We start from the raw sequence: 25533 nt of genomic DNA, 5'->3' as shown, positions 1-25533 counted from the left end.
CGCATGGCGGCTCGCGCCGCGCGAGCGTGTCGTCGTCCGCACGATTTGTCAGCACGCTTTCAGCAGCCATTCGCGAAACGCGGCCAGCGACGGCAGCGTTTCGTTTTCCGGCGGATACACGAGATAGTAGCTGCGCCGGCTCGTGATCGCGTCGCCGATCGGCACGAGCTCGTGGCGGGTCAGCTCGTCTTCGACCAGCACCTTCGGCACCAGGCCGATGCCGATGCCGGCCCGCACGGCCTGGATCAGGTGCGACGTCAGCTCGAAGCTCGGCCCGACCCGCATGTCGCGATGATCGAGGCCGAAATGCGCGAACCACTCGGCCCACGCGTGCTGATTGCTGGTCACGCCCAGCAGCGTCTGGCCGGCCGCCCAGGCGGGCGCCCGTGCCTTGGCGTTGCGCCGCCCGGCAGCGGCGGGACTGGCGATCGCGATCAGGAATTCGTTGGACAGCCGGTGCGCGTGCAGGCCCGGCCAGTCGCCGGTGCCGACCGTGATGGCCGCATCGACGTCGTCGGTGTGAAAGTCGATTGCGCCGATCCGCGAATGCAGGTGCACCGTCACGCCCGGATGCGCGGCGTAGAAGCCGTGCAGATGCGGCAGCAACCATTTCGAACCGAAGGTCGGCAACGTCGCGAGCCGCAGCGTGCCGGCGCCGGCCTGATGCGACATCGCCTGCAGCGTCGCGCCGCGGATGCGCCCGAGCGCGCCGCTCACCTCGGCGAAGTAGCGCCGCCCGACCTCGGTCAGCTTCACGGAGCGGCCCTCGCGCCGGAACAGCGCGACGCCGAGTTGAGCCTCGAGCGTCTGCACCTGCCGGCTGATCGCGCTCTGGCTCAGCGACAGCTCGTCGGCGGCACGCGTGTAGCTCTCGTGCCGTGCGGCGGCTTCGAACACCAGCAAGAGCGACATCGACGGGGTCAGGCGGCGATAATTCATGAGTTTTATGCAAGCGTTGATGGGGCAGAATTCGTTTGTTCGTCGGACCGTTCCGCAAGATACTGGATTTCCCGCGCGCGTGAAAACTTGCTCAAAACTCATGGTTTTAATCGAGGCCGCGCAACGGCTCCCATCACTTTGCGCTGCCATTCCATGCCGATCGCTTCGTTGTCCCGTCCCGTCAGCCCGCTCGAGGCCCGTTACCGCGACTTCCTCGCCGCGCTGCAGGCTGGCGGTTTCGCCGGCGAAATCCGCGCCGACCACGCGAACCGCACCGTGCAGGCCACCGACAACTCGATCTATCAGCGCCTGCCGCAAGCGGTCATCAGCCCCGCGCATGCGGACGACGTGCGGCTGCTCGCGCGCGTGCTCGCGCAGCCCGAGCATCGCGGCGTCGCGGTGGCGGCGCGCGGCGGCGGCACCGGCACCAACGGGCAGTCGCTGACCGACGGCGTGATCGTCGACCTGTCGCGCAACCTGAACCGGATTCTCGAAATCAACGCCGACGAGCGCTGGGTGCGCGTGCAGGCCGGCGTCGTCAAGGATCAGCTCAATGCCGCGCTGAAGCCGCACGGGCTGTTTTTCGCGCCGGAGCTGTCGACGTCGAATCGCGCGACGATCGGCGGGATGATCAACACCGACGCAAGCGGGCAGGGCAGCTGCACCTACGGCAAGACGCGCGACCACGTGCTCGCGCTCGACTTCGTGCTGCTCGGCGGCGAGCAACTACGCAGCGACGCCGTCGACGAAGCCGAACTCGAACGCCGCTGCGCGCGGCAGGACCGCGTCGGCGACGTGTATCGCACCGCGCGCCGCATCCGCGACGAACAGGCGGCGCTGATCGACGCGAAATTCCCCAAGCTCAATCGCTGCCTGACCGGCTACGACCTCGCGCACCTGCGCGAAGCCGACGGCCGCTTCAATCTCAACAGCGTGCTGTGCGGCGCCGAAGGCTCGCTCGGCTTCGTCGTCGAAGCGAAGCTGAACGTGCTGCCGATCCCGAAGTACTCGGTGCTGGTCAACGTGCGCTATGGCGGCTTCATGGACGCGCTGCGCGATGCGCGCGCGCTGCTCGCCCATCGGCCGCTGTCGATCGAAACGGTCGACTCGAAGGTGCTGATGCTCGCGATGAAGGATTTCGTCTGGAGCAGCGTGGCCGAGTATTTCCCGCAGGACGACGGGCGTCCGACGCTCGGCATCAACCTGATCGAATTCAGCGGCGACGACGCCCATGACGTCGATGCGCGCGTGCATGCGTTCGTCGAGCATTTGCGCACCGATACGAGCGTCGAGCGGCTCGGCCACACGCTCGCGAGCGGCGCTGAAGCGGTCAAGCGCGTGTACGCGATGCGCAAGCGCGCGGTCGGGCTGCTCGGCAACGTGCAGGGCGAGGCGCGCCCCCAGCCGTTCGTCGAGGACACCGCGGTGCCGCCCGAGAACCTCGCCGAATACATCGCCGAATTCCGCGCGCTGCTCGATGCTCACGGGTTGCAATACGGGATGTTCGGCCACGTCGACGCCGGCGTGCTGCACGTGCGCCCCGCGCTCGACATGAAGGACCCGAAGCAGGCGGCGCTGGTGCGGCCGGTGTCGGACGCGGTGGCCGCGCTCACGCAGCGGCATGGTGGCCTTTTATGGGGCGAGCACGGCAAGGGCGTGCGGTCGGAATACGCGCCGGCGTTCTTCGGCGAGCTGTATCCGTCGCTGCAGCAGCTGAAGGCCGCGTTCGATCCGCACAACCAGCTGAATCCCGGCAAGATCGCGACGCCGCCGCTGCGCACGCTGCGGCTGCTGAAGATCGACGAGGTGCCGACGCGCGGCGACCACGACCGGCAGATCGACGAGCGCGTGTGGCGCAGCTACGGCACCGCGATGCACTGCAACGGCAACGGTGCGTGCTACAACTTCGACCCGGACGACGCGATGTGTCCGTCGTGGAAGGCGACGCGCGAGCGCGTGCAGTCGCCGAAGGGGCGCGCCTCGCTGATGCGCGAATGGTTGCGCCTGCAAGGACAGGCGGGCGTCGACGTCGTCGCGGCGGCGCGTGTGCGGCAGCCGTGGGCGACGGGCATCGTCACGCGCTGGCGCAACAGCCGCGCCGCGCGCAACGGCGCAGCGGACTTCTCGCACGAGGTGTACGACGCGATGGCCGGCTGCCTCGCGTGCAAGTCGTGTGCGGGGCAGTGCCCGGTCAAGGTCAACGTGCCCGAGTTCCGCTCGCGCTTTCTGGAGCTGTATCACCAGCGCTATCAGCGGCCGCTGCGCGACTATCTGATCGGCTCGCTCGAATTCACGATGCCGTGGCTCGCACGCGTGCCCGCGCTGTACAACCGGATGATGGCGGCCGGGTGGGTGCGCACGCTGCTCGAGCGTCAGGTCGGCATGGTCGACAGCCCGCTGCTGAGCCGCTTCGATCTCGCGGCCGCGCTGCGGCAATGGCGCGTGCGGCCGGCCGATCCGCACGCGCTCGCCGCGCTGACCGACGCGCAGCGCGCGCGCAGTGTGGTCATCGTGCAGGACACGTTCACGCGTTACTTCGACACCGAGCAGTTGGCGACGCTGATCGAACTGGCCGCGCGCATCGGTTTCCAGGTATGGCTCGCGCCGCTCGCGCCGAACGGCAAGGCGCTGCACGTGCAGGGCTTTCTGCGCGCGTTCGAGCGGGCGGCGATCCGCAACGCGACGCAGCTCGCCGCGCTTGCACGCTCGGGCGTCGCGCTGGTCGGCCTCGATCCGGCGATGACGCTCACGTATCGGCAGGAATACCTGAAGGTGACCGGGCTCGTCGACCTGCCGCAGGTCGCGCTGCCGCAGGAGTGGCTGCTCGATGCGTTGCCGGAAGCCCGCGCGGGCCGCGCATCGGGCGCCGCGCTTCGGCTGCTGCCGCACTGCACCGAGCGGACCAACGCACCGGACAGCGGCAGGCAATGGGCGCAGCTATTCGCGCGGCGCGGTCTGCGCCTGACGGTCGAGGCGGCCGGCTGCTGCGGGATGTCGGGCACCTATGGGCACGAGGCGCGCAATCTCGCGACGTCGAAGGCGATCTATGCGCAATCGTGGGCGGCGCACGTAGATGGTTCCGCGGAACGAGGCGAGGCGCTGGCGACCGGGTACTCGTGCCGCAGCCAGGTGAAGCGCATGTCGTCGAAGCAACTGCGGCATCCGTTGCAGGCGTTGCTCGATCAGGTGCGAGCGGCAGACTGACGGGCGGACGGCGTCGCAGGCGCCGCCGACTGACGGGTTCGATCGGCCGCTCCATGGGCGCGGACGAGGACGCCGCTACCGGTGAATTCGATGCATCAGGAGCCGACCTTGACGGTCCTCCGCGCGCGCGGTTTGTCGCCGGCGGGAAACACCCCGCCGCCGCGCGGCCGCTTCGGCTCGATCGCCGTCTTGCCGATCACGTGCCGGAAATCGATCTCGTGCGCCGCGAGCGCGCCGATGAGGGTCGCGATGACCGCGAGGTGCGAAGGGACGGTGCCCTTGCTCGAATAGTTCGTGATGGAGCTTTCGTTCATCCGGATCAGCCGCGCGAATTCGCGCGCCGTCAGCTGCGCCTTCTTCAACTCCTGCTGAAATTCCGCATACGCCATTGCACACATGTCACTTCATCTCCGCAAAGCCTGAACCGGCCCGCGCGGCACCGGCGCGACGGGTGGCGTTCCCGTCGCGCCGGCATCGCGGGGAATTACATCTTCACCTGATCGAGGAAGGTCTTCTTGCCGCCCTTGTAGCCGTAGATCGAGATGATCCCGTGCGTCAGGTCGCCCTTCGCGTCGAACGTCGTCGTGCCGATCACGCCTTCATACTTCGTCGACGGCATCGCGGCGACGATCTTGGCCGGATCGGTCGAGTTCGCGCGCTTCATCGCGTCGACGGCGATATACACCGCGTCGTAGGCGAACGGCGCATCGAACTTGATGCCCTGGTTGAAGCGCTTCTCGTACTTCGCGACGAACGCCGCGCCGCCCGGCATCTTCTCGAGCGCCGCGCCGGCTTGCGAGCACAGCACGTTGTCGGCCGCGGGGCCGGCCAGCTGCGCCAGCGAGTCGGTGCACACGCCGTCGCCGGACAGGATCTTCGCGCGCAGGCCGAGCTGCTTCGCCTGCTTCGCGAGCGGGCCGCCGGTGGCATCCATGCCGCCGTACATGATCGCGTCCGGGTTCTCGCCCTTCACCTTCGTCAGGATCGCGCGGAAGTCGACGGCCTTGTCGTTGGTCGCGTCGTGCGACAGCACCTTCAGGCCGAGCGCCTTGGCCTTCTTCTCGAATTCGTTCGCGAGGCCCTGGCCGTACGCGGTCGAATCGTCGATCACCGCGACGCTCTTCACGCCCTTCGACTGCGCGTAGCTCGCGAGCGCGGGGCCTTGCTGCGCGTCGGTCGCGACCACGCGATAGGTGGTCTTGAAGCCCTGTTGCGTGTAGGTCGGGTTGGTGGCCGACGGCGAGATCTGCACGATGCCCGCATCGCTGTAGATCTTCGACGCCGGGATCGACGTGCCCGAGTTCAGGTGGCCGATGACGGCGACGACCTTGTCGTCGACCAGCTTCTGCGCAACCTGCGTCGCCTGACGCGGGTCGGCCGCGTCATCCTGCGCGTCGAGCTGCAGCGTGATCTTCTTGCCGCCGATCGTGAGGCCCTTCGCATTGATCTCTTCGACGGCGAGACGTGCGCCGTTCTCGTTGTCCTTGCCCAGGTGCGAAATGCCGCCCGTTGTCGGTTCGACGCTGCCGATCTTCACGACCTGGTCGGCCATCGCGCTCGAGGCGGCCGCGAATGCGGCGGCTGCCAGTGCGACGGTGACCAGGGGTTTGCAGCGCATGCCGACGGTGCTTCGTTCCATCTGCCATCTCCGTTGATTGATAGTGCTGTTGCCGCCCGTTCGATCGCGCACGCCCTTGTGAGGCGGCCGGCGAGCCGGGCGAGTCTCCGCGACCCGCGATGGGTTCGGCTTGCCTGTCGCCGATCGTCGAGTACGCCGTGGTGCCGCGGCGCATGCGATTTGATCGGACGACACGCAATTCGTCTGAATATATCTGAACGCGCTTGCGCCCGTCTCGGCGAATTGTCCGAGCTTGCGCAAATGTGATGCGGCCGCACGGCCGTCGCGCGATCGGCGCGTGCGCGTGTCGCGCCGTCAATGGCCCTGATTATTCGACGGGCCGGATTCCGAAGCCATGGACAGTGCGATGCAATCAGTCAGCAACTGTTCGGTCGATTCGTCTGCACACTTCGATTCATCGGCGCGGCAACGCCTCCTCCGATTCGATGCAACTAACGGTCAAGCCCGCTGGCGCCGGCGAATCGACGCGCGCTTCGCTTGCTTGCCGAGTCGCTCGTCGGTTTTGCAGCAATCGTAGCCGGCTCCGGAGCGTGCGGTGATCCGCTTACTCGACGCGGCCTCCGCGTGCGACGTCGCCGCGCGGCTACGCGCGTCCGCGCAATGCGACGACGACGACACCCACGATCGCCAGCAGGCCGCCGCCCACGGTGCCGATGCCGGGCCGTTCGCCGGTGAGCATCATCGACATCGCCGTCGCGACCGCCGGCGTCAGATACAGGAAGCTGGACGCGCGCGCCGCGCCGAAATGGCCGAGTGCGAACGACCACGCCGCATAGCCGAGCGCCGCCGGGAAGATGCCGAGCACGAGGACGGCCGACACCGTCTCGTGCGACGCACCGTCGCCGAGCGCCGCCAGCGCGCCGGGCAACCATGGCGCAAGCAGTACCGCGCCGGCCAGCAGCGTGTACGCGGTGCATGGCAGCGCGCCGTACACGGGGATCAGCCGCCGCTGCAACACGAAATAGCTGGCCGAACACAGCGCCGCGCCGAGGATCAGCGTGCTGCCGGAGCCGAGCACGAGGCCGCCTGGCTGACCATGCGCGATCACCGCGATGCCGGCGAGGCTGACCAGCGAGCCGAGCCAGCCCCAGCGATTGAAGCGTTCATGCAGAAACACCGCGGCAAGCAGTGCCGTGAAGATCGGCAGCGTGTTGACGATGAAGCTGGCCGCGCCGGCCGAGACGGTTTGCTCGCCGGTGTTGAGCAGCGCGTTGTAGAGCGCGATGCCGAGCAGGCCGCATGCGAGAAAGCGCAATGCGTCGCCGCGGCTCGGCTTCGGCGGCCGCCGCCACGCGAGCCATGCGAGCGCGAGCACGGCCGCGGTGGCGAAGCGCGCGGCGGCGAGCTGCAGCGGCGTCAGCCCGTGCAGGCCGATGCGGATGAACGGGAACGCGCTGGCCCACGAGACGATCGTGAACGCCACCGCGCCGGCCGCGACGAGCCGCTGTCGCGCGTCGCGTGCCGAAGAGGGGGGAGAGGAGGAGAGCGTGTTCATGCGGCCATGGTGCAGTGTCGCGAGATGTTAAGCTAGCGCACAGATCGACATCCGGATATGAATATGGCTCACAGCTCGGCGCGCCGCCGTGGCGACCGTCCGGCGCACTCGCAGCCGGGTGCGCTGCCGCAGCCGGGCTCGCGACCGCCGCTCGCGAGCCTCGAGACCGTCTGCACGGTCGCGCGTCACGGCTCGTTTCTGGCGGCGGCCGAGGTGTCCGGCGTCACGCACGGCGCGATCAGCCGCCGCGTGGCTGCGGTCGAGAACTGGCTCGGCATGACGTTGTTCGAACGTCATGCGCGCGGCGTGCGCATGACGCCGGACGGCCAGCGCTTCGTCGGCCGGATCGAGCAGGCGTTCGCGATCATCGACGGCGCGGCCGATCAGTGGCGCTTGCCGCGCGCGCCGCGGCTCGTCAGGATGAGCGTGGTGCCCGCCTTCGCGCAGCTCTGGCTGTTCGAGCGGCAGCAGGCGCTCGAGAGCGAGGCGCCGGCGTTGCGCATCGAGCTCGGCATCGAGCTGCGCAACGTCGACATCGCAGCGGGCGAAGCGGATCTGTCGATTCGCTACGGGCGCGGCAACTGGCGTCATCTGGAAACGCGCGAGTTCATGCCGGAGAAGCTGCATCCGGTCGCGCACCCGCGGCTCGCCGCGCAGCTCGCCACGCTGCGCCGGCGCGGCGGCGACGCGGCGCTGCTCGAGATGCCGCTGCTGCACGATTCGGACGTCACCGGCTGGCGCACGTGGTTCGCCGCGCTCGGCATCGCGTTCAAGCCGCGCGCGCAGGACCGCCGCTTCGAGGATTACAACCTCGTGCTGGCGGCGGCCGAAGCGGGGCTCGGCGTGGCGCTGGCGCGCACGCCGCTTGCTAGCGCGTATCTCGAGCGCAGCGCGCTCGTGCGCGTGAGCAGGCACGAGGTCGAGTCGCCGCTCAGCTATCACTTCGTGCATGCAAAGGGCGAGGCGCGCCCCGAAGTGCTGGCGCTGATGGAGCGGATGCGCGCGGCGCTCGGATAGGCCAGCCGCGCGTGCGTCGGCGTCGTTGCCGCTCGACCGCGGCCGGCCGATCGCCGACAATGCGACCGCGGAAAAAGCGCGGGATTCGACAGATGGACGAAAATACGGAAATCGAGCGGTTCGAGCCGCTCGAATGTAAAGGGAACGAGTAATGAATAGACCAGACAAGTCGTCGAAGGCGCGTGCTGCGCTGGACCAGCTGTTTTCGGGCTTGGCGCCCGCGGACGCGCGCCCGAGCGCGTCGCGCCCGGGCAACCCGTTCGAAGCAGCCGACGACGCCACCGGCGCGGACGGCCGCGTCGAAGTCACGCTGTCGACGCGCATCCAGCTGCGCGGCTATCCGGGCGCGGATGCGTTCATGCAGCGCATGGCGCAAGCGTGGGGGCTCACGTGGGGCGCGTACGACGCGGTGCGCGCAACGGCGACGCTGCCGGTCGGCTGGCGCGCGCGCCGGCTGCCCGAAGTCACGCAGATCGTCGACGAACGCGACGTGCTGCGTGCGGAAAGCAGCCTGCAGGGCGGCGAGATGTCTTACCTGAAAGTGTATCCACGCTACTACATCGATGCGCGCAAGGGCGTGGGCTGGCGCAAGGCCTCGAAGGCCTCCGACGATCCGGATCTCGACGGCCCCGACTGGAACTGCTACGTGATGGACCGGGAAAAGTCCGTCGAGCTGCACGAGTTGACGACGTCGTCGTCTAAGGCCGATCTCGACAACGCACGTGCGACGTTGTTGAAATGGCTCGACTCGCACTATCCGCGCCATCGCGATCCGTTCGCGTACTGGACCGATTGCGATCGTCCTCTGTAGTCCGCGCACGCGCATGTACACGCACGGCGGCGGCGCGGATCGCGCGGCAAGCCGTCATACATGGCAGGCGACCCACGTGAACCGGCTCCGTCCCGTCCCGATCCTGTACGCGGCATGCGCGGCGGCGCTTGCGTCGACCGTGATCGAACTGCTGCTCTGGCCGCTTGCCGGCGATGATGCCCTGCGCAACCTGCTGCGCGACGCGCGGCTGACGGCGGCGATCGCGTTGGGGCGCACGGCGCTTCGATCGTCCGCGGGTTTCGATCCGACGATCATGGGCGTGGCGACGCTGGTACACGCCGCGCTGTCGCTCGCGTACGCAGCCATGCTCGCGGCGCTGGTGCGCAATCTGTCGCGCGGCGCCGCACTGTGCGCAGGCGCCGTGTTCGGGTTCGTTCTCTACGGCGTCAACCTGTACGCGTTCACCGCGGTGTTTCCGTGGTTCGCGCAGGTGCGCGGCGCGATCACGCTGGTTGCGCATCTGGTGTTCGGCGCGAGCGCCGCGGGCGTTTATTGCGCGTTGCGTCGTCGATAGCACGGCGCACGGTGGCGTGCTGCGGCGACGCGGCACCCACCGCGCCGCCGCCTGCGCATTACTGCGTCTCGCGTTGCGCTTCCGCCGTTTCGCCGAGGAACCCACCACTCTGATGCGCCCACAGCGCCGCATAGATGCCGCCGCGCTGCAGCAGCTCGGCGTGCGTGCCGACCTCGACGATGCGCCCCGCATCGAGCACGATCAGCCGATCCATCGCCGCGATCGTCGACAGCCGGTGCGCGATCGCGATCACCGTCTTGCCGCTCATCAGGCTGTCGAGGCTGCGCTGGATCGCGACCTCGACTTCCGAGTCGAGCGCGCTGGTCGCTTCGTCGAGCACGAGGATCGGCGCGTCCTTGAGCATCACGCGCGCGATCGCGACGCGCTGCCGCTGGCCGCCGGACAACTTCACGCCGCGCTCGCCGACCTCGACGTCGTAGCCGCTGCGCCCGTGCCGGTCGCGCAGTTGCGCGATGAAGTCGGCCGCCTCCGCACGCACGGCCGCTTCGCGCATCTCGCGCTCGGTCGCGTCGGGCCGCCCATACAGAATGTTCTCGCGCATCGTCCGATGCAGCAGCGACGTATCCTGCGTCACCATCCCGATCGCCGCGCGCAGGCTGTCCTGCGTCACGTGCGCGATGTCCTGCCCGTCGATCCGGATCGAGCCGCCGTCGACGTCGTAGAAGCGCAGCAGCAGGTTCACCAGCGTCGACTTGCCGGCCCCCGAACGACCGATCAGACCGATCCGCTCGCCCGGCCGGATCGTCAGGTTCAGCCCGTCGAACACCGGCGTGTCGTGTTCTTCGTGGGCGAAGCGCACGTTGTCGAACACGATTTCGCCGCGCGGCACGGTGAGCGCCTTCGCGTCCGGCGCGTCGCGCACGCTGCGCACCTTCGTCAGCGTGTTGATGCCGTCCTGGATCGTGCCGACGTTCTCGAACAGCTCGGTCATCTCCCACATGATCCAGTGCGAATAGCTCGACAGGCGCAGCGCCATCGCGACCACGGCCGCGACCACGCCCGCGCTCGCCTCGCCGTGCAGCCACAGATACAGCGCAAGGCCGGTCGAGCCGACCAGCAGCAGCGTCGACAACAGATGGTTGACGATCTCGAACGCGCTGACGAGACGCATCTGCGCGTCGCCGGTCGCCTTGAACGCCTCCATCGCGTGCCGCGCGTGATCGGCTTCGCGGCGCGTGTGCGAGAACAGCTTCACGGTCGTGATGTTCGAATAGGCGTCGGTGATGCGGCCCGTCATCAGCGCGCGCGCGTCGGCCTGCTCGCTGCCGACGCGCCCGAGCCGCGGCACGAAGAACGCGCAGGCGGCGCCGTAGCCGAGCGCCCACAGCGCGAGCGGGATCATCAGCCGCCAGTCGAAGCTGGCCGCGAGCGCGAGGATGCCGATCAGGTAAGCCGCGACCCCGATCACGACGTCGACCGACATGAACAGCGCATCGCGCACCGCGAGCGCGGTCTGCATGATCTTGGTCGTCACGCGGCCGGCGAACTCGTTCGCATAGAACGACAGGCTCTGGTCGAGCATCAGCCGGTGAAACAGCCAGCGCAGCCGCATCGGGAAGTTGATCGCCAGCACCTGGTGCTTGACGAGCGTATGCAGCGCAATCAGCAGCGCGCTGGCCGCGAGGATCGCCGCGAACCCGACGAGCGTGCCGAAGTGGCGGCCGCCGAAGTCGGCCGGCGTCGCCGACGACAGCCAGTCGACCACGCGCCCCATCATCGCGAACAACGCGGCCTCGTAGCCGGCGAGCACGGCCGACGTGAGCGCGATCAGCAGAAGCCAGCCGCGCGCGCCTTTCGTGCACGCCCAGACGAACGAGAAGAATCCCTTCGGCGGCGTGACGGGATCGTCGAGCGGGAAGGTGGGCAGGCGTCGTTCAAACCACGAAAACATCGATCTTTTTCCTCCGGTGATTCGGCCACGCGATCCGACGTCGATCGAGCGTCATACGTTGCGACCGCGTCGTCCGGCAGCGAGTGTCGCACCGATTCGCCGACGCTGCAGGCCGGTCGTAAGGAAGCGAAGCGCCGCACCGCCGCCGCACCCGTGAAAAAGTGCTTGACTATCTATCTATGAGTAGATAAAGTTCGATCCATGGAAACGAAACCGACCGTCCGCGAACAGATTCTCGATCATGCGATCACGCTGATGATGCTGCGTGGTTACAACGGCTTCAGCTATCGAGACCTGTCGGATCTGGTGGGCGTGAAGACGTCGAGCATCCACTACTACTTCCCGTCGAAGGACGACCTCGTGCTGGAAGCGGTAGCGGCCTACAGCGACGACGTGCTCGCGGCGATCCGGACGATCGATCCAGCGCTGCCGGCCGACGTGAAGCTGAGCCTGTACACGAAGCTGTTCGGGCGCACGCTCGGCGACGGCGACCGGATCTGCCTCTGCGGCATGCTGGCGGCCGATATCGAATCGTTGCCGGACAACGTGCGGCAAGCGGTGCAGGCGTTCTTCAAGGCGAACGAAAAGTGGCTCGCCGAGCTGCTGACCCAGGGCGCGGCCGAAGGCACGCTGCAGTTCAGCGGCAAGCCGGAATCGGCGGCGCGCACGCTGTTCGCGGCGTTTCAGGGCAGCGTGCTGGCCAGCCGGCTGTTTCATACGCGGGCGCGCCTCGAAGATGTGGAGGCGGTGTGGAAGGTCCGGGCTTGAGCGCCGGGCATGTTTGCACCGCTTTTTGTTGCGGTTGGTTGTCTATCTTGTAGTAGATAGTTTTTTGAAGCGGATGGACGAAGCATCCGCACTTTTTGGGCTGGTTTATCTATCTATGAGTAGATAAACAAACGCAATGCCGGCGGCGACACCGCCGGCGCGCGGCCCCGGTTTGCAAGTTGGTTCACTCACTCATCGTTGAAAAGGAGTCTGTCATGTCGATCGAAAAAGTTCTCTACCGCGCTCATGCAAAAGCCACCGGCGGCCGCGACGGCCGTGCGACCGTGCCGGAAAGCGGCCTCGACCTGAAGCTGACCACGCCGCGCGAGCTCGGCGGTGCGGGCGGCGCGGGCGCGAACCCCGAGCAGCTGTTCGCGGCCGGCTACAGCGCGTGCTTCATCGGCGCGATGAAGTTCGTCGCGGCGCGCGACAAGATCGCGATCCCCGCGGATGCCGCGATCGAGGGCAGCGTCGGGATCGGCGCGATCCCGAACGGCTTCGGCATCGAGGTCGAACTGAAGATCTCGCTGCCGGGCCTCGACCGCGAAACCGCACAAACGTTGATCGATCGCGCGCACATCGTCTGCCCGTACTCGAACGCGACGCGCGGCAACATCGACGTCACGCTGACGCTCGTCTGATCGCGCCCGATTCCGCTACCACGCAGTCCACCGTCCATCCGTTGCATACCGATTGAGCCAGGGAGTTTCATCATGAAGATCGTCAAGCCGCTGTTGATCGCCGCCGTCGTCGCAGCCACGTGGTCCGGCGCATCGGCCGCCACCGCGGCATCCGCGCAAGCCGTTCGCCCCGACACCGCGACGAGCGCGTTCCTCGCCGTGCTGAACGGCCAGAAGGGGCCGGGCCTCGAGACACTGAGCCCCGAGAAGGCGCGTCAGGTGCTGGTCGATGCGCAGAGCGGCGTGAAGGTCGATCTGTCCGGCATCGACGTGTCGAATCGCACGATCGAGCAGGACGGGCTGTCGGTGCCGATCACGATCGTGCGGCCGCAACAGGTGAGCGGCACGCCGCCGGTGTTCATGTTCTTCCACGGGGGCGGCTGGATTCTCGGCGACTTCCCGACCCACGAGCGCCTCGTGCGCGATCTCGTCGTGCAATCGGGCGCCGTCGCGGTGTTCGTCAACTACACGCCGTCGCCGGAAGCGCATTACCCGGTCGCGATCAACCAGGCGTATGCGGCGACGAAATGGGTCGCGGCGCACGGTGCGGAGATCGGCGTCGACGGCAGCCGTCTCGCGGTGGTCGGCAACAGCGTCGGCGGGAACATGGCGGCGGTCGTCGCGCTGATGGCGAAGGACAAGGGCGGCCCGGCGATCCGTTTCCAGGGGCTGTTGTGGCCGGTCACGGATCACGACTTCAACACCGGCTCGTACGGCGCATACGCGCAGGGACACTTCCTGACGCGGCCGTTGATGAAGTGGTTCTGGAACGCCTACACGAAGAACGAAGCGCAACGCGACGAGATCTACGCGTCGCCGCTGCGCGCGAGCGTCGCGCAGCTGAAGGGCCTGCCGCCGGCGCTGATCCAGGTCGCGCAGTTCGACGTGCTGCGTGACGAAGGCGAAGCGTACGGCCGCAAGCTCGACGCAGCGGGCGTCGACGCCACGACCACGCGTTACGACGGCACGATCCACGATTTCGGCCTGCTCAACGCGCTCGCCAACGACGCGCCGACGAAGGCCGCGATGAAGGCGATGGGCAACGAAATCGCGGCGCGGCTGAAGTAACGCGGCGAGCGGCATTCGCGCCGGCGTGAACACGCCTAAGCCGATCGGCACAGCGGCGGGCTTCGGCCCGCCGCTTTTTTGCGTGGGCGGGACGCGTGCGGCGAGGCGCGGCATCGCGAAGCGGATCGAACCGGCAGCGTGACGGCCCCGCGCGCGGGCGCGGCGCATTCATTGTTGGTACGATCGCGCGTATCGTTCATGCCGGCGCCGGGTGCGGCCGGCCCATCGCGCGCGCGGCGGCACGCCGGCGCGGCCACGTTCGGGAGAAGTGTTTGATGCTGCAGGCGTTCGCGGTCTTGTTGACCTTCCAGTGTCTCGGGGAAGGCGTGTCCTATCTGTTCGGCATACCGGTGCCCGGCCCGGTGATCGGCATGCTGCTGCTGTTCGGCTTCGTGATGCTGCGCCCGCAGGTGGCCGACGCGATCGAGCCGACCGCGTTCGAACTGCTGCGCCATCTGTCGCTGCTGTTCGTGCCGGCCGGCGTCGGCATCATGGTGTCGGCTTCCCGCGTGCGCGGCGATGCGCTCGCGGTCGTCGTCGCGCTCGCGGTGAGCACGACGCTCGCGATCGCCGTCACGGCGCTCGTCACGCGCGCGTTGCTGCGGCGCCAGCGGCCCGCGTCCGGCACGGCGGGGGAGGCACGATGACGGCCTTCCCGAAACTCGGCGCGATCTGGGTCTATCTCGCCGCCACGCCGCTGCTCGGCCTCACCATCACGCTGATCGCCTACCTGATCGCGCAGGCCGTCTATGCGCGCTCGCGCTTCAACCCGCTCGCGAATCCGGTGCTGATCGCCGTCGCGCTGATCGTCGGGCTGCTGACCGTCACGCATACGCCGTATCCGACGTATTTCGAGGGCGCGCAGTTCGTCCATTTCCTGCTCGGCCCGGCGACCGTCGCGCTCGCGCTGCCGCTGTATCGCCAGTGGTCGAAGCTGCGGCGCGCCGCGCTGCCGCTGCTCGTCGGGCTGCTGGCCGGCTCGTTGACCGCGATCGTTTCCGCGGTGGGCGTTGCGGCGTTGTTCGGCGCGTCGCATCAGACGATTGCGTCGCTCGCGCCGAAATCCGCGACCACGCCGATCGCGATGGCCGTCGCGCAGCAGATCGGCGGAATTCCGTCGCTCACCGCCGTGCTGGTGATTTCGACCGGCATCTTCGGTGCGGTGTGCGCGCGCGCGATCCTGAACGTGCTGCGCATCGACGAGCCGGCCGTGCGCGGCTTCGCGCTGGGCGTCGCGTCGCACGGGATCGGCACCGCGCGCGCGTTTCAGATCGGCGAGGAAACCGGCGCGTTCGCGGGACTCGGCATGGGGCTGAACGGCGTGCTCACCGCGTTCATCGTGCCGATCCTGCTGCCGGTGTTGTCGCGGTGGATTTGAGGCTGGGCGGCGGCGGCTCGCCGGCTGCGGCTTTCGCGAGGTTTGCGCGCACGGCGGCCAGGCCGCGATGCGGCGTGTCGTGCGACGCGGTGCGAATCGGCGGCGCGGCGGCAAGCGCCTCGGGCCGGCATGGACAATGTGCGGGCCGCCGACGTATCGCGGCCGTTATCAGGAGAATTCAGAAACTCGCACGGACATTTTTCCGGCGATCGGCTAACGTTGCATCGGCGCCGGCATCGCACGCGGGCGTTCGACCCACAACCAACAATCGACAAGGAGTTCCGGCCATGACGAAGTCTCGCGTGGTTTCGGTGGCAGCGGCAATCACGGCGTCGTTCGGTCTGTTGCTGACCGCCGCGCCGGCCGCATATGCACAGGATGCGGCGTCGGCGCCGCTGCAGGCTTCGGCATCCGCGCCGACCCAGAAGCAGCTCGACAAGGCGCAGAAGAAGGCCGCCCGCAAGGCGGCGCGCGCGCGCCACGCGAAGGACCTGAAGGCGATCGGAACGGGCAGCGGCTACCGGCTGACCAACGATCAGAGCAATTACCCGCAGAACGCGGTGGAGAAGGCGCCCGCGACGAAGAGCGTGCCGGCCGCGCCGGCATCGGGGCAGTAACGGGCGGGGAGCGAGGTAAGGAGACGGCGCCGGTGAAACCGGCGCCGTTGGTTTTTGTATGCGCTGCGTATGCGGCTTGGGCGGCGCGTACGGAGGCGCGCGGCTACGGGCTATGGCGCTACCGGCACCGGCTACCGAGCGACGCGGTACGCGCGGCGGGCGGGGGCTATGACCGGTGAGCTGCGAGCTACTAGCTCCGCACTCCGGGCTGCAAGCGGCACACTGCGAGTTGCACCCTCTGGGCGCCGGGCTGCAGGTGACGCGCTGCGAGCTACGCACTCCGGCCTCCGGGTTGCAAGCGATACGGTGAGAGCTACGCACTCCGGGCTGCAAGTGACGCGCTGCGAGCTACACACTCGAGCTACGAGCTACGAGCTACGAGCTACGAGCTACGAGCTACGAGCTACGAGTTACCAGCGCCAAGCGACGAGCCCAAACCCCGAGCTCCGAGCTACGGTGTGCTACAGGCGGGCAGCCACGCAGCGATGCAGCCACGCAGCCGCACCCCCGCCAGCATTAGGCCGCGAGCTTCGCCGCCAATTGCGCGACGTGCTTGCCCTGATAGCGCGCGATGTCCAGTTCGTTCGCGCTCGGCTGGCGGCTGCCGTCCGCGCCGGCGAGCGTCGTGGCGCCGTACGGCGTGCCGCCGGTGATTTCCTTCATGTCGACGAGCCCGCTGCAGGCGTACGGCACGCCGACGATCACCATCCCGTGGTGCAGCAGCGTCGTGTGGAACGACGTGATCGTCGTTTCCTGGCCGCCGTGCTGCGTGCCGGTCGACGCGAACACGCTGCCGATCTTGCCGACCAGCGCGCCCTTCATCCACAGGCCGCCGGTCTGGTCGAGGAACGTGCGCATCTGGCCGGCCATGTTGCCGAAGCGGGTCGGCGTGCCGAAGATGATCGCATCGTAGTTCGCGAGTTCGTCGACGGTAGCCACCGGCGCGGCCTGGTCGACCTTGACGCCGATCGCCTTCGCCTGGTCGACGGGAATGGTCTCCGGCACGCGCTTGAGCGTGACCTCGACGCCGGGCACCGATTTCGCGCCTTCCGCGACGTGCTGCGCCATCGTTTCGACGTGCCCGTAGGACGAGTAGTAAAGGACGAGTACCTTGGCCATGTTGCGAATCTCCGATTAGAAAAGGCCCCGCGCGCGGCGGGGCCGGATGTTCCGAACGGGCGTCATGCCCAGTCGGCCGTCACTTCGACCGGGCGCAGGTCGAATACCAGCACCTCGGCGTCGTGACCGTCGGCGAACGTCAGCGTCCGTTCGTCGCGGATGCGCGCGCCGTCGCCTTCGCCGAGCGTCACGCCGTTGACCGTCACGCTGCCGCGCGCCACGTGGACGTACGCATAGCGGTCCGGCGCGAGCTCGAGCGTCGCGCGCTCGTCGCCGTCGAACAGGCCCGCGTAGATCCGCGTGTCCTGCCGGATCTTCAGCGAACCGGCGTCACCGTTGGGCGACACGATCGGCGTGAGCTTGCCGCGCTTGTCCGCTGCCGCGATATTGGTCTGCTGATAGCGCGGCTCGGCGCCCTTCTCGGCAGGCCCGACCCAGATCTGCAGGAAGTGCACGGGCGTTTCCGGCGAGTGGTTGAACTCGCTGTGACGCACGCCGGTGCCGGCGCTCATCAGCTGCACGTCGCCCGGCACGATCACCGACCCGGTGCCCATCGAATCCTTGTGCTCCAGCGCGCCTTCGAGCACGTACGACAGGATTTCCATGTCGCGGTGCGGGTGGGTGCCGAAGCCGCGGCCCGGCGCGACGCGGTCGTCGTTGATCACCAGCAGGTCGGAGAAGCCGACTTGCTTCGGATCGTAGTAATTCGCGAACGAAAACGTATGACGGGAGCTGAGCCAGCCATGCTCGGCACGGCCACGTTGGTTTGCTGCACGAGTCTCGATCATGATGCGTGTCCTTGGTGTCGCCGGCCCTCGGAAGTGGGGCCGGCCGTTCGTTGAGATGAATCTTAGGTCAATCGATTTGACAAATAAATGGCCGTGATGATAATGACTGTCACCTTGGAGTGGACAATATGGAACTCAACGATCTGAGAATCTTCGTCGCGACGGTCGACGCGGGCAGCTTCACGGCCGCGGCCGACCAACTGATGCTGTCGAAGCAGTTCGTGAGCCGGCGCACGATGGCGCTCGAAGCGTCGCTCGGCGTGCGGCTCCTGCATCGCAATACGCGCAATCTCGCGGTGACGGAGTCGGGTCACGAGTTCTACGCGCGCGCGCAGCGGATCCTGGCGGAAGTCGCCGACGCCGAGCAGGCGATGTCGGTGCGCAGCACCGAGCTGCACGGGTCGCTGAAGATCAGCGCGCCGCTGTCGTTCGGCATCACGCACGTGTCGCCGCTGATCGCCGAATTCCTGCGCGCGCATCCGGCCGTGCGGCTGAACCTCGACCTGACCGACCGGCGCGTCGACCTGATCGGCGAAGGTTTCGACCTCGTGCTGCGGATCGGTGCGCTCGAGGATTCGACGCTGATCGCGCGTCCGCTGGGCGCATGGAAAATGATCGCGTGCGCGAGCCCCGCCTATCTGGAGCGGCAGGGCACGCCCGCGTCGCCCGCGGAGCTGGCCGGCCATACGTGCCTGATGTACGGGCGCGAGCGGCGCGTCGGCTGGGAATTCCGGGTCGACGGCGTGGCGCGCACCTTCGACGTGCAAGGCCCGCTCGTCGCGAACAACGGCGAGGTCGTGCGCGATGCGGCGACCGCCGGGCTCGGCATCGCGCTGCTGCCGGAGTTCATCGTCGGCGCCGCGCTCGACGGCGGCGCGCTGGTGCCGGTGCTCGATGCGTATGCGCCGGCGCCGCTCACGCTGAACGCGGTGTTCCCGCAGCATCGGGAAGGCTTCGTGACGCTGCGCACGTTCATCGGGTTTCTCGCCGAGCGGCTCGGACACGCGGTATCGGCTGCATAGCGCAGCTGGATGGCGCGGCCGGTTCGCGTTACGCTGGGGCCCGCGTTGCGCACGTCGCATCGTGTGTCGCGCGCCTTTCCCCGAACTCGGCGGGCCGGCGTTTCAGCGGTCCCGCGCTCCAGCGACGATCCAACGCCATGATCCTTCCGAACCGATCGAATCCTCACGCCGGCATGCGCGCGAGCGCAGCGCTTCCCGCCCGCGCGTCGCGCCACGCGATTCCGCACGTTCTCGCGGCGGCCGCATGGCTGACCGCGCTGCCGATGGCCACCCATGCGGCCGGTTTCGACTGTGCGAAGGCCGCTTCGCCGACCGAACACGCAATCTGCGCGGACGCACGCCTGTCCGCGCTGGACACTCAACTCGCGACCGCATGGCAGAAGGCGCGCGCGAAAGGCGGCGATACGGCCGCGCTGAAGGCCGCCCAACTGAAATGGCTCGCGCAGCGCGATCGCTGCGGCGGCGACGCCTCGTGCATCGCCGATCGCTATCGCGAGCGCCTGGCGGTCCTGAACGGCGCGCCGCTCGCGCCCGACCGCCGGCAGCAGACCTGGTATCGCGACAGCGCCAACCCGTCCCTCGGCGGCGTGCTGACGATTACCGGCACGGCGCCGCATCTTCACTTCGAATTGAGCGGCAACAACGGCGCGAACACCGGCGATCTGGCCGGCGATCTCGCGCTGCACGGCGACGCCGGCACGTTTCGGCAGGACGGATGCCGGCTCGACTTCAGCCGTCACGGATCGCGCGTGCGCGTGACGCAGCAGGGCAGCGACGCCGATTGCGGTGCCGGCGCGGGCGTCGTCTATTCGGGCGACTACGTGACGGCGTCGCAGGCGCAGGCGAGCCCGCCGGCGGATCTCGTCACGTTGAAGGTGCTGGACGACGCGCGGCAGGATGCGATCGCGCACAAGCTGCTCGGCGCGGATTACCAGACGCTCGTCGACACGATCAATAACCGCGACGACGAGCGCGACCTCGACGGCCTGAATGCGAAAGTGACGTCGTACTGGGTGCGCGGCATCGCGACGACGAACGCCGCGATCGTGATGCGCCGCGGCACCGATCTGTGGATCGGGCTCCTCGTGTTCGACGCCCACAACGACGTGCGGATGCGCTACTACACGAACGTCCCGGCGTGGAAAAAGACCGTGCCGAAAACGCTGCGCGCGTGGCACGACAAGCTCGACAGCAGCTATCCAATCGACCTGATGTGACCTGGTAAGTGACGCGGTAAGCGATGCGGCAATCGGCCCACGCGGCCGACACGCTGCGTTTGTCACGTGACAATTGTCCACCGGAGGGTGACAGCGAATCTTGTTTTGACGGATTGATGATTCCCGTTGAGACAGTAGACTGCACCCGTGCTTCGCCTGAACCGCTCCGCAGCGCCGAGATCGCGCCACCGGACGGATTCGTCGGAAGCGGGCAGGGGCGCCCGCACCGATCGCGCGAGGAGGGTTCGGTACCGATCCATGCGTTCGCCGTTTCGGCGGCCGTCGGTGCCGGATGCGTCGAACCGTCAATTCAAGGTGATTGTTATGCGTTACGTATCGCTGGAGTCGAAGAAGGACGAGCTGCTGCTGGCCGCTCGCGTGTTGATGATGATTCTGTTCGTGTTGTTCGGCTGGCAGAAGCTGACCGGTTTCTCCGGTACGGTCGCATACATGGCGTCGACGGGCGCACCGTCTCCCGAGCTGTCCGCGGTGATCGCGGTGGCGGTCGAACTGGTCGGCGGCGCGCTGATCGCAGTCGGCTTCTACACGCGGCCGCTGGCGCTGCTGTTCGCGGCGTACACGCTCGCGACCGCGTTGATCGGGCATCGCTACTGGGCGCTGCAGGGGATGGATCAGTACGTCGCGATGATCAACTTCTACAAGAACGTCAGCATCATCGGCGGCCTGCTGTTGCTCGCGCTCACCGGGCCGGGGCGGTATTCGTTCGACCGCAAGTAAGCTGGCGCGGCAGTCGCTGCCGCATGGCGGGCCCGGTGCGTTCGAGCAATCGCGCACCGGGCTTTTTTTCGTCGTGCGCCGCCGCGTGTTGCGCGTTGCGCGCGAAATCGCCATCCGACGCAGGTTCTCGTATAGATTGGTGGGCCTCGTTTCCATTCATCGTTGGCTACCGTGTCGCAACCGACCATCCTTCTCATCGGCGCGTCCGGCCTGCTCGGCCGTGCGGTTGCCGCCGCGCTGTCGCGCGAAGCGTCGCTGACGCTGGTCGCGACCATCCGGAACGCAGATACCGCCGGCGCCCGGCGGGTCGCGTTGCCGCCGGAACACACCGCCCGTCTCGACGTTCTGGACCAGCCCGCGCTCGAACGGCTGTTCGATGCGCGGCGGCCGTCCGCCGTGATCGTCTGCGCGGCCGAGCGTCGTCCGGACGTATGCGAGAACGACCCGGCCGCCGCGCGTGCGATCAACGTCGACGCGCCGGCGCGCATCGGCGCGCTCGCCGCGCGCTACGGCGCATGGACGCTCGGCATCTCGACCGACTACGTGTTCGACGGCCGGGCCGCGCCGTACCGCGAAGACGCCACGCCGAATCCGCTGAACGTGTACGGCCGCACGAAGCTCGACGGCGAGGCGGCGTTGCTCGCCGCGTCGCCGCTCGCGTGTGTGCTGCGGCTGCCGCTGCTGTACGGGCCGATCGTCGACTGGCGCGAGTCGGCGGTCACGAGCCTCGTGCCGGCGATCGTCGCGGCCGCGCAGCCGGGCGCCGAGCCGGCGCGCATGGATGCGTGGGCGATCCGCTATCCGACGTACACGCCGGACGTCGCGCAGGTCATCCGCGACCTGACGCTGCGCCATCTGGCCGGCGCGCCGGTCACCGGCATCCGTCATTGGTCGGCCGAGGAGCCGATGACGAAATACGACATCGCCCAACGGCTCGCGGCCGCGTTGGGGCACCGCGCGGCGCTCGCGCCGATCCATGCGCCGACCGATGCCACGCCGCGCCCATACGATTGCCACCTCGATGCGTCGCGCGTGCGCGCGCTCGGCATCGACCATGCGACGCCGTTCGACGCCGGCTTGCTCGCCGTATTGGCCGACGCGCCGCCGCTGCCGTGAGCGTCGCGCCCCGCGATGTCGCGACGCCGTGACGTTCGACGCCGGACCGCGCCGCGCCGTCGCCGCGCAAAAGTCCTCAAACACCGAGCATGCACGCTGCTATCATTCGCGCCATGCCGTGCCCGTACGAGGCGCGGCGACCGGTGGCGAGGAGGTCGCCATCGACCGTTCGTCGCGCGTTCGAGCGCGGCGTACCGCGCGTCGCGTGCCGCGACCGCAGCGTTCGACGATGGCATAGCCGCCGGTGGACATCGCAGACCTTGCGGCTCCGGTCTGGCGATCCACATATCGCAATACGGATCGGCGGAACTTCACGGCCGGTTCGGCCATCGGAGGTTCTTTGAATAAAAACATGCCCAAAGAGGATGAATACATGACTCAGGCTCTGCAGGACCTCGAAGCACAACTTCGGGACCTGAACATCAAGCTGTCGGAAGCCAGGCAGAAAGAAAAGCAGGCCGCGCTCGCGGCATTCAGGGAGCAGGTTCAGTTGCTGGGTATCACGCAGCAGGAAGTGCTGAGCGCGCTCGGCTACATCGTGCAGCGAAAACGCAAGGCGCCTGCGAAGTACTACGATCCGACGACCGGCCGCTCGTGGTCGGGTCGCGGCCCGCGGCCGAAATGGCTCGAAGGCAAGGACCTCGACGCGCTGCTCGTCGATCGCGAAGCCAAAACCTGGTGGCCCGGCGACGATCAGGGCTGACGCCGCGCGGCGCCGGTCGCGTGCCGGCGCCGTCCGGCCCACGCGAGCCGCGGCTCGCATGCTTCATCCCTTGCCGTCGGCGTGCCGCCTGACAGCGCCGCCGCCGGCATCGACGTCGTTCAGTTTCGTCTTTCAGTTCCGTCTTTCAGTTCCATTACCCGCGGTTGCCCGTTTCCGTTTCGGTGAGCCGGCAGCCGCGACCCTTTCCGTCCGCGCACGGTCACCGCGCCGTCGCGCGCGCGAACCGGCCTCAGACTGTCGCCCGGACCTTTGCGGCAGGACACCATGGCAGCCAACCTTGAACCTTCGTCGCTCGGCGACGCGGCGTCGCCGCGCGTCGAGGAGGCCGGGCGTTACGCGTGGAAGGCGCTCGCGGGCGCCGCGATCGGCTACGCGATGGACGGCTTCGATCTGCTGATCCTCGGCTTCATGCTGCCGGCGATCACGGCGGCGTTGCACTTGACGCCCGCGCAGGGCGGGGCGCTCGTCACGTGGACGCTGATCGGCGCGGTGGCGGGCGGCATTCTGTTCGGCGCCCTGAGCGACCGCTATGGCCGCGTGCGCGTGCTGACCTGGACGATCATGCTGTTCGCGATCTTCACCGGCCTGTGCGCATTCGCCCAGGGCTTTCGCGACCTGCTCGTCTACCGGACCATCGCCGGCATCGGCCTGGGCGGCGAGTTCGGAATCGGCATGGCGCTCGCGGCCGAAGCGTGGCCGGCCGCCAAACGCGCGCGCGTGTCGTGCTACGTGGCGCTCGGCTGGCAGGCCGGCGTGCTGCTGGCGGCGCTGCTGACGCCGCTGCTGCTGGGCCATATCGGCTGGCGCGGAATGTTCGCGCTCGGCGTGGTGCCCGCCTTGCTCGCATGGGCGCTGCGCAACCGGCTGCACGAGCCCGTAGCGTTCATGCAGCGTGCTACGCAGCCGCGCACCAACGCGTTCCGCATGCTCGTCGCCGACGCGCGCACCGCGCGCACGAGCGTCGGCATCGCGATCCTGTGCTCGGTCCAGAACTTCGGCTACTACGGCATCATGATCTGGCTGCCGACCTTCCTGTCGAAGCAGATGGGCTTTTCGCTGACGAAGTCCGGCCTGTGGACGGCGGTCACCGTCGTCGGGATGATGATCGGCGTCTGGACCTTCGGGCAGCTCGCCGATCGCATCGGCCGCAAGCCGACGTTCCTGCTGTACCAGCTCGGCGCGGTCGCGACCGTCATCGCGTACGCCCGGCTGTCCGACCCGACGACGATGCTGTGGGCCGGTGCGCTGATGGGCATGTTCGTGAACGGGATGGTCGGCGGCTACGGCACGCTGATGTCCGAAGGCTATCCGACCGCCGCGCGCGCCACCGCGCAGAACGTGCTGTGGAACATCGGCCGCGCGGTCGGCGGCTTCGGGCCGGTGGCGGTCGGCGCACTCGCCGCGCACTACTCGTTTCAGACGGCCATCGCGCTGCTCGCCGGCCTCTATGTGCTCGACATGGCCGCGACGCTGTTCCTGATCCCCGAACTCAACGGCGTCGAACTCGAATGACGCACGCGCCATCGCGCGTTGCGTTGCGCGTGGTCGCATGATGCGCTGAACTGCGCGCGGTCACGCGCTGCGCGTCAGGCGTCGCCGTCCGCATCCGCGCGTGCGCGCGGCGTGCTGCCGGTCCAGCGCCGGTACGCATGCCGGAAGCTGCGCGGTTCGCTGTAGCCGAGCCGCTCTGCGATGGCCGCCACGCTGAGCGTCGGCTCGTCGAGCAGGCGCACCGCCTCCTGATGGCGCACGTCGTCGAGCAGCGACTGGAACGTGATGCCGTCCTTGTCGAGTCGGCGCCGCAATGTGCGCTCGGTCACGTACAGCGCATCCGCGAGCGACGTCATCGACTTGAAGCGCGTGAGGTCGCGCGCCATCAACGCCTTCGCGCGATCGGCGAAGCGCGTGCCGAGCGATGCGGCCCACTGCTGCTCGAGCGCTTCGCACTGCTGATGCAGCGCATTGAAGCTGACTTCGTTCGCGAGCCGCGGCGCTTCCGAGCCGTCCACGCTCGTGAACACGAGGCGGTTTTCGCCTGCGCCGAACGCGACCGGACAGCGGAAGTGGCGCGCGTAGTCCGCAGCGTTGCGCGGCGTGCGGCGCGCGAGATGCAGCTGCGCGGGCCATACCGGCTTGCCGACCAGATCGGACACGATCAGCCGCAGGCTCGACAGGCACATGTCGGTCTGAAACACCTCGATGTCGGGTTCGCCGTTGTACCGCTCGATCGTCACGCTCATTCCGTCCGCATGCGTGTGCCCGCGCACGTCGAAATACAGCCCCATGAACAGCGGAAACCGTCCCATGCAGCCGAATGCCTGCATCACTGAGCCGCTGATCAGCATCGCGTAGCCGGCGAGGCCGAGCGTCGACACATGGAGTCGCGCGCCGATCGCGAGACCGATCGACGGCAGGCCACTGCAGCGCAGCAGGTTACGGAAGCAACGCTGCTCCTGGCCGCGATTCACGTGCAGGTTCGGCGACGCGACTTCGGCCGCGCCGAGGCCCGTGCCGTCGAGCACCGCGGCGATGTCGAGATGCCGGACGCGGCATTCGTCGAGCGTGACCGCGATCGCGTGCACGGTGGCGGGGATGTCGTCCTGGCTGGCGGCCGAACGCAGGCCGCGCTCGGCGCGGCGTCGATGTCGATGGGACTGGCTGTCCATGGTGCGGGGGCGGCGACGGGTTCGCATAGAAGATAGCGGGAATGCCCGCGAAACGCCAGAGCGCTGCGCGGCCCGCAATG

24 protein-coding genes are annotated in these 25533 nt (G+C 68.2%); 16 read left to right on the top strand and 8 right to left on the bottom strand.

Translation table 11 applies throughout. From position 1 onward, the window contains the following. Positions 1–48: 48 nt before the first annotated feature. Positions 49–939: a LysR substrate-binding domain-containing protein gene (locus MYA_RS28630; RefSeq protein WP_014726286.1), complete on the bottom strand. Its 891-nt coding sequence runs from the start codon at positions 937–939 to the stop codon at positions 49–51. Between the two features lie 153 nt (positions 940–1092). Between MYA_RS28630 and ydiJ the strand changes: the two genes are divergently transcribed. Next, entirely contained in the window at positions 1093–4143 is a 3051-nt protein-coding gene (gene ydiJ, locus MYA_RS28625; RefSeq protein ID WP_014726285.1) for a D-2-hydroxyglutarate dehydrogenase YdiJ, read from the top strand. Positions 4144–4238: 95 nt separating this feature from the next. Here ydiJ and MYA_RS28620 read toward each other — a convergent pair whose 3' ends face one another. The 3 genes from MYA_RS28620 to MYA_RS28610 form a co-directional block, all read right to left on the bottom strand. Next, positions 4239–4541, bottom strand: a complete 303-nt coding sequence (locus tag MYA_RS28620) for a hypothetical protein (RefSeq protein WP_014726284.1) — start codon at positions 4539–4541, stop codon at positions 4239–4241. 86 nt (positions 4542–4627) lie between these two features. Next, positions 4628–5782: a branched-chain amino acid ABC transporter substrate-binding protein gene (locus MYA_RS28615; protein ID WP_014726283.1), complete on the bottom strand. Its 1155-nt coding sequence runs from the start codon at positions 5780–5782 to the stop codon at positions 4628–4630. Between the two features lie 583 nt (positions 5783–6365). Continuing rightward, positions 6366–7277 (bottom strand): DMT family transporter, encoded by a 912-nt coding sequence (locus tag MYA_RS28610; RefSeq protein ID WP_034194413.1) that lies wholly within the window; start codon positions 7275–7277, stop codon positions 6366–6368. Positions 7278–7334: 57 nt separating this feature from the next. Between MYA_RS28610 and MYA_RS28605 the strand changes: the two genes are divergently transcribed. The 3 genes from MYA_RS28605 to MYA_RS28595 all read left to right on the top strand — a co-directional run bounded on the left by MYA_RS28605 (position 7335) and on the right by MYA_RS28595 (position 9640). After that, positions 7335–8294 (top strand): LysR substrate-binding domain-containing protein, encoded by a 960-nt coding sequence (locus MYA_RS28605; RefSeq protein ID WP_041494418.1) that lies wholly within the window; start codon positions 7335–7337, stop codon positions 8292–8294. A gap of 151 nt (positions 8295–8445) precedes the next feature. Continuing rightward, entirely contained in the window at positions 8446–9105 is a 660-nt protein-coding gene (locus MYA_RS28600) for a hypothetical protein (protein WP_014726279.1), read from the top strand. A gap of 76 nt (positions 9106–9181) precedes the next feature. Then, complete coding sequence (locus MYA_RS28595; protein ID WP_041494478.1) at positions 9182–9640, top strand: hypothetical protein; 459 nt, start codon at positions 9182–9184, stop codon at positions 9638–9640. A 58-nt stretch (positions 9641–9698) separates the two neighbouring features. Here MYA_RS28595 and MYA_RS28590 read toward each other — a convergent pair whose 3' ends face one another. Then, positions 9699–11552 (bottom strand): ABC transporter ATP-binding protein, encoded by a 1854-nt coding sequence (locus MYA_RS28590; RefSeq protein ID WP_014726277.1) that lies wholly within the window; start codon positions 11550–11552, stop codon positions 9699–9701. 201 nt (positions 11553–11753) lie between these two features. Here MYA_RS28590 and MYA_RS28585 point away from each other — a divergent pair, with 201 nt between their 5' ends. The 6 genes from MYA_RS28585 (at position 11754) to MYA_RS28560 (ending at position 16063) form a co-directional block, all read left to right on the top strand. Further along, entirely contained in the window at positions 11754–12320 is a 567-nt protein-coding gene (locus tag MYA_RS28585) for a TetR/AcrR family transcriptional regulator (RefSeq protein ID WP_011880658.1), read from the top strand. A gap of 215 nt (positions 12321–12535) precedes the next feature. Then, entirely contained in the window at positions 12536–12961 is a 426-nt protein-coding gene (locus MYA_RS28580; RefSeq protein WP_011880657.1) for an organic hydroperoxide resistance protein, read from the top strand. Between the two features lie 72 nt (positions 12962–13033). Continuing rightward, positions 13034–14068 (top strand): alpha/beta hydrolase, encoded by a 1035-nt coding sequence (locus MYA_RS28575; protein ID WP_011880656.1) that lies wholly within the window; start codon positions 13034–13036, stop codon positions 14066–14068. 275 nt (positions 14069–14343) lie between these two features. Beyond that, entirely contained in the window at positions 14344–14715 is a 372-nt protein-coding gene (locus MYA_RS28570; protein WP_011880655.1) for a CidA/LrgA family protein, read from the top strand. Beyond that, a complete protein-coding gene (locus MYA_RS28565) occupies positions 14712–15446 on the top strand; it encodes an LrgB family protein (RefSeq protein WP_011880654.1) in 735 nt (244 codons plus the stop codon). The genes MYA_RS28570 and MYA_RS28565 overlap by 4 nt, the downstream gene beginning before the upstream one ends. Before the next feature lie 287 nt (positions 15447–15733). After that, on the top strand, positions 15734–16063 hold the full coding sequence (locus tag MYA_RS28560) for a hypothetical protein (protein WP_011880653.1): 330 nt from the start codon (positions 15734–15736) through the stop codon (positions 16061–16063). 516 nt (positions 16064–16579) lie between these two features. Here MYA_RS28560 and wrbA read toward each other — a convergent pair. Then, on the bottom strand, positions 16580–17182 hold the full coding sequence (gene wrbA, locus MYA_RS28555) for an NAD(P)H:quinone oxidoreductase (protein ID WP_011880650.1): 603 nt from the start codon (positions 17180–17182) through the stop codon (positions 16580–16582). Positions 17183–17244: 62 nt separating this feature from the next. Beyond that, positions 17245–17970, bottom strand: coding sequence for a pirin family protein (locus MYA_RS28550; protein WP_011880649.1), 726 nt, complete (start codon positions 17968–17970; stop codon positions 17245–17247). Between the two features lie 128 nt (positions 17971–18098). On the opposite strand from MYA_RS28550, the gene MYA_RS28545 reads away from it, so the two are divergent. The 6 genes from MYA_RS28545 to MYA_RS28520 all read left to right on the top strand — a co-directional run bounded on the left by MYA_RS28545 (position 18099) and on the right by MYA_RS28520 (position 24299). Beyond that, entirely contained in the window at positions 18099–18992 is an 894-nt protein-coding gene (locus tag MYA_RS28545) for a LysR family transcriptional regulator (protein ID WP_011880648.1), read from the top strand. Positions 18993–19165: 173 nt separating this feature from the next. Continuing rightward, positions 19166–20209 (top strand): lysozyme inhibitor LprI family protein, encoded by a 1044-nt coding sequence (locus tag MYA_RS28540; RefSeq protein ID WP_014726275.1) that lies wholly within the window; start codon positions 19166–19168, stop codon positions 20207–20209. A 324-nt stretch (positions 20210–20533) separates the two neighbouring features. Then, positions 20534–20947, top strand: coding sequence for a DoxX family protein (locus tag MYA_RS28535; protein WP_011880646.1), 414 nt, complete (start codon positions 20534–20536; stop codon positions 20945–20947). Between the two features lie 171 nt (positions 20948–21118). Beyond that, entirely contained in the window at positions 21119–22063 is a 945-nt protein-coding gene (locus MYA_RS28530; protein WP_014726273.1) for a dTDP-4-dehydrorhamnose reductase family protein, read from the top strand. 373 nt (positions 22064–22436) lie between these two features. After that, positions 22437–22766, top strand: coding sequence for an H-NS histone family protein (locus MYA_RS28525; RefSeq protein WP_011880644.1), 330 nt, complete (start codon positions 22437–22439; stop codon positions 22764–22766). Positions 22767–23051: 285 nt separating this feature from the next. After that, complete coding sequence (locus tag MYA_RS28520) at positions 23052–24299, top strand: MFS transporter (protein WP_014726270.1); 1248 nt, start codon at positions 23052–23054, stop codon at positions 24297–24299. A 74-nt stretch (positions 24300–24373) separates the two neighbouring features. On the opposite strand, the gene MYA_RS28515 is transcribed toward MYA_RS28520, so the two are convergent. Then, complete coding sequence (locus MYA_RS28515; RefSeq protein WP_014726269.1) at positions 24374–25453, bottom strand: AraC family transcriptional regulator; 1080 nt, start codon at positions 25451–25453, stop codon at positions 24374–24376. Between the last annotated feature and the right edge of the window lie 80 nt (positions 25454–25533).

Source organism: Burkholderia sp. KJ006 (assembly GCF_000262695.1).
Taxonomy (GTDB): domain Bacteria; phylum Pseudomonadota; class Gammaproteobacteria; order Burkholderiales; family Burkholderiaceae; genus Burkholderia; species Burkholderia vietnamiensis.
This window is presented reverse-complemented; position numbering and strand designations above follow the sequence as displayed.

What these genes read in the sequence shown, in the direction of transcription:
- MYA_RS28630 (WP_014726286.1), bottom strand. Translation starts at nt 939, where the DNA reads ATGAATTATCGCCGCCTGACCCCGTCGATGTCGCTCTTGCTGGTGTTC.
- ydiJ (WP_014726285.1), top strand. Translation starts at nt 1,093, where the DNA reads ATGCCGATCGCTTCGTTGTCCCGTCCCGTCAGCCCGCTCGAGGCCCGT.
- MYA_RS28620 (WP_014726284.1), bottom strand. Translation starts at nt 4,541, where the DNA reads ATGTGTGCAATGGCGTATGCGGAATTTCAGCAGGAGTTGAAGAAGGCG.
- MYA_RS28615 (WP_014726283.1), bottom strand. Translation starts at nt 5,782, where the DNA reads ATGGAACGAAGCACCGTCGGCATGCGCTGCAAACCCCTGGTCACCGTC.
- MYA_RS28610 (WP_034194413.1), bottom strand. Translation starts at nt 7,277, where the DNA reads ATGAACACGCTCTCCTCCTCTCCCCCCTCTTCGGCACGCGACGCGCGA.
- MYA_RS28605 (WP_041494418.1), top strand. Translation starts at nt 7,335, where the DNA reads ATGAATATGGCTCACAGCTCGGCGCGCCGCCGTGGCGACCGTCCGGCG.
- MYA_RS28600 (WP_014726279.1), top strand. Translation starts at nt 8,446, where the DNA reads ATGAATAGACCAGACAAGTCGTCGAAGGCGCGTGCTGCGCTGGACCAG.
- MYA_RS28590 (WP_014726277.1), bottom strand. Translation starts at nt 11,552, where the DNA reads ATGTTTTCGTGGTTTGAACGACGCCTGCCCACCTTCCCGCTCGACGAT.
- MYA_RS28585 (WP_011880658.1), top strand. Translation starts at nt 11,754, where the DNA reads ATGGAAACGAAACCGACCGTCCGCGAACAGATTCTCGATCATGCGATC.
- MYA_RS28580 (WP_011880657.1), top strand. Translation starts at nt 12,536, where the DNA reads ATGTCGATCGAAAAAGTTCTCTACCGCGCTCATGCAAAAGCCACCGGC.
- MYA_RS28575 (WP_011880656.1), top strand. Translation starts at nt 13,034, where the DNA reads ATGAAGATCGTCAAGCCGCTGTTGATCGCCGCCGTCGTCGCAGCCACG.
- MYA_RS28570 (WP_011880655.1), top strand. Translation starts at nt 14,344, where the DNA reads ATGCTGCAGGCGTTCGCGGTCTTGTTGACCTTCCAGTGTCTCGGGGAA.
- MYA_RS28565 (WP_011880654.1), top strand. Translation starts at nt 14,712, where the DNA reads ATGACGGCCTTCCCGAAACTCGGCGCGATCTGGGTCTATCTCGCCGCC.
- MYA_RS28560 (WP_011880653.1), top strand. Translation starts at nt 15,734, where the DNA reads ATGACGAAGTCTCGCGTGGTTTCGGTGGCAGCGGCAATCACGGCGTCG.
- wrbA (WP_011880650.1), bottom strand. Translation starts at nt 17,182, where the DNA reads ATGGCCAAGGTACTCGTCCTTTACTACTCGTCCTACGGGCACGTCGAA.
- MYA_RS28550 (WP_011880649.1), bottom strand. Translation starts at nt 17,970, where the DNA reads ATGATCGAGACTCGTGCAGCAAACCAACGTGGCCGTGCCGAGCATGGC.
- MYA_RS28545 (WP_011880648.1), top strand. Translation starts at nt 18,099, where the DNA reads ATGGAACTCAACGATCTGAGAATCTTCGTCGCGACGGTCGACGCGGGC.
- MYA_RS28540 (WP_014726275.1), top strand. Translation starts at nt 19,166, where the DNA reads ATGCGCGCGAGCGCAGCGCTTCCCGCCCGCGCGTCGCGCCACGCGATT.
- MYA_RS28535 (WP_011880646.1), top strand. Translation starts at nt 20,534, where the DNA reads ATGCGTTACGTATCGCTGGAGTCGAAGAAGGACGAGCTGCTGCTGGCC.
- MYA_RS28525 (WP_011880644.1), top strand. Translation starts at nt 22,437, where the DNA reads ATGACTCAGGCTCTGCAGGACCTCGAAGCACAACTTCGGGACCTGAAC.
- MYA_RS28520 (WP_014726270.1), top strand. Translation starts at nt 23,052, where the DNA reads ATGGCAGCCAACCTTGAACCTTCGTCGCTCGGCGACGCGGCGTCGCCG.
- MYA_RS28515 (WP_014726269.1), bottom strand. Translation starts at nt 25,453, where the DNA reads ATGGACAGCCAGTCCCATCGACATCGACGCCGCGCCGAGCGCGGCCTG.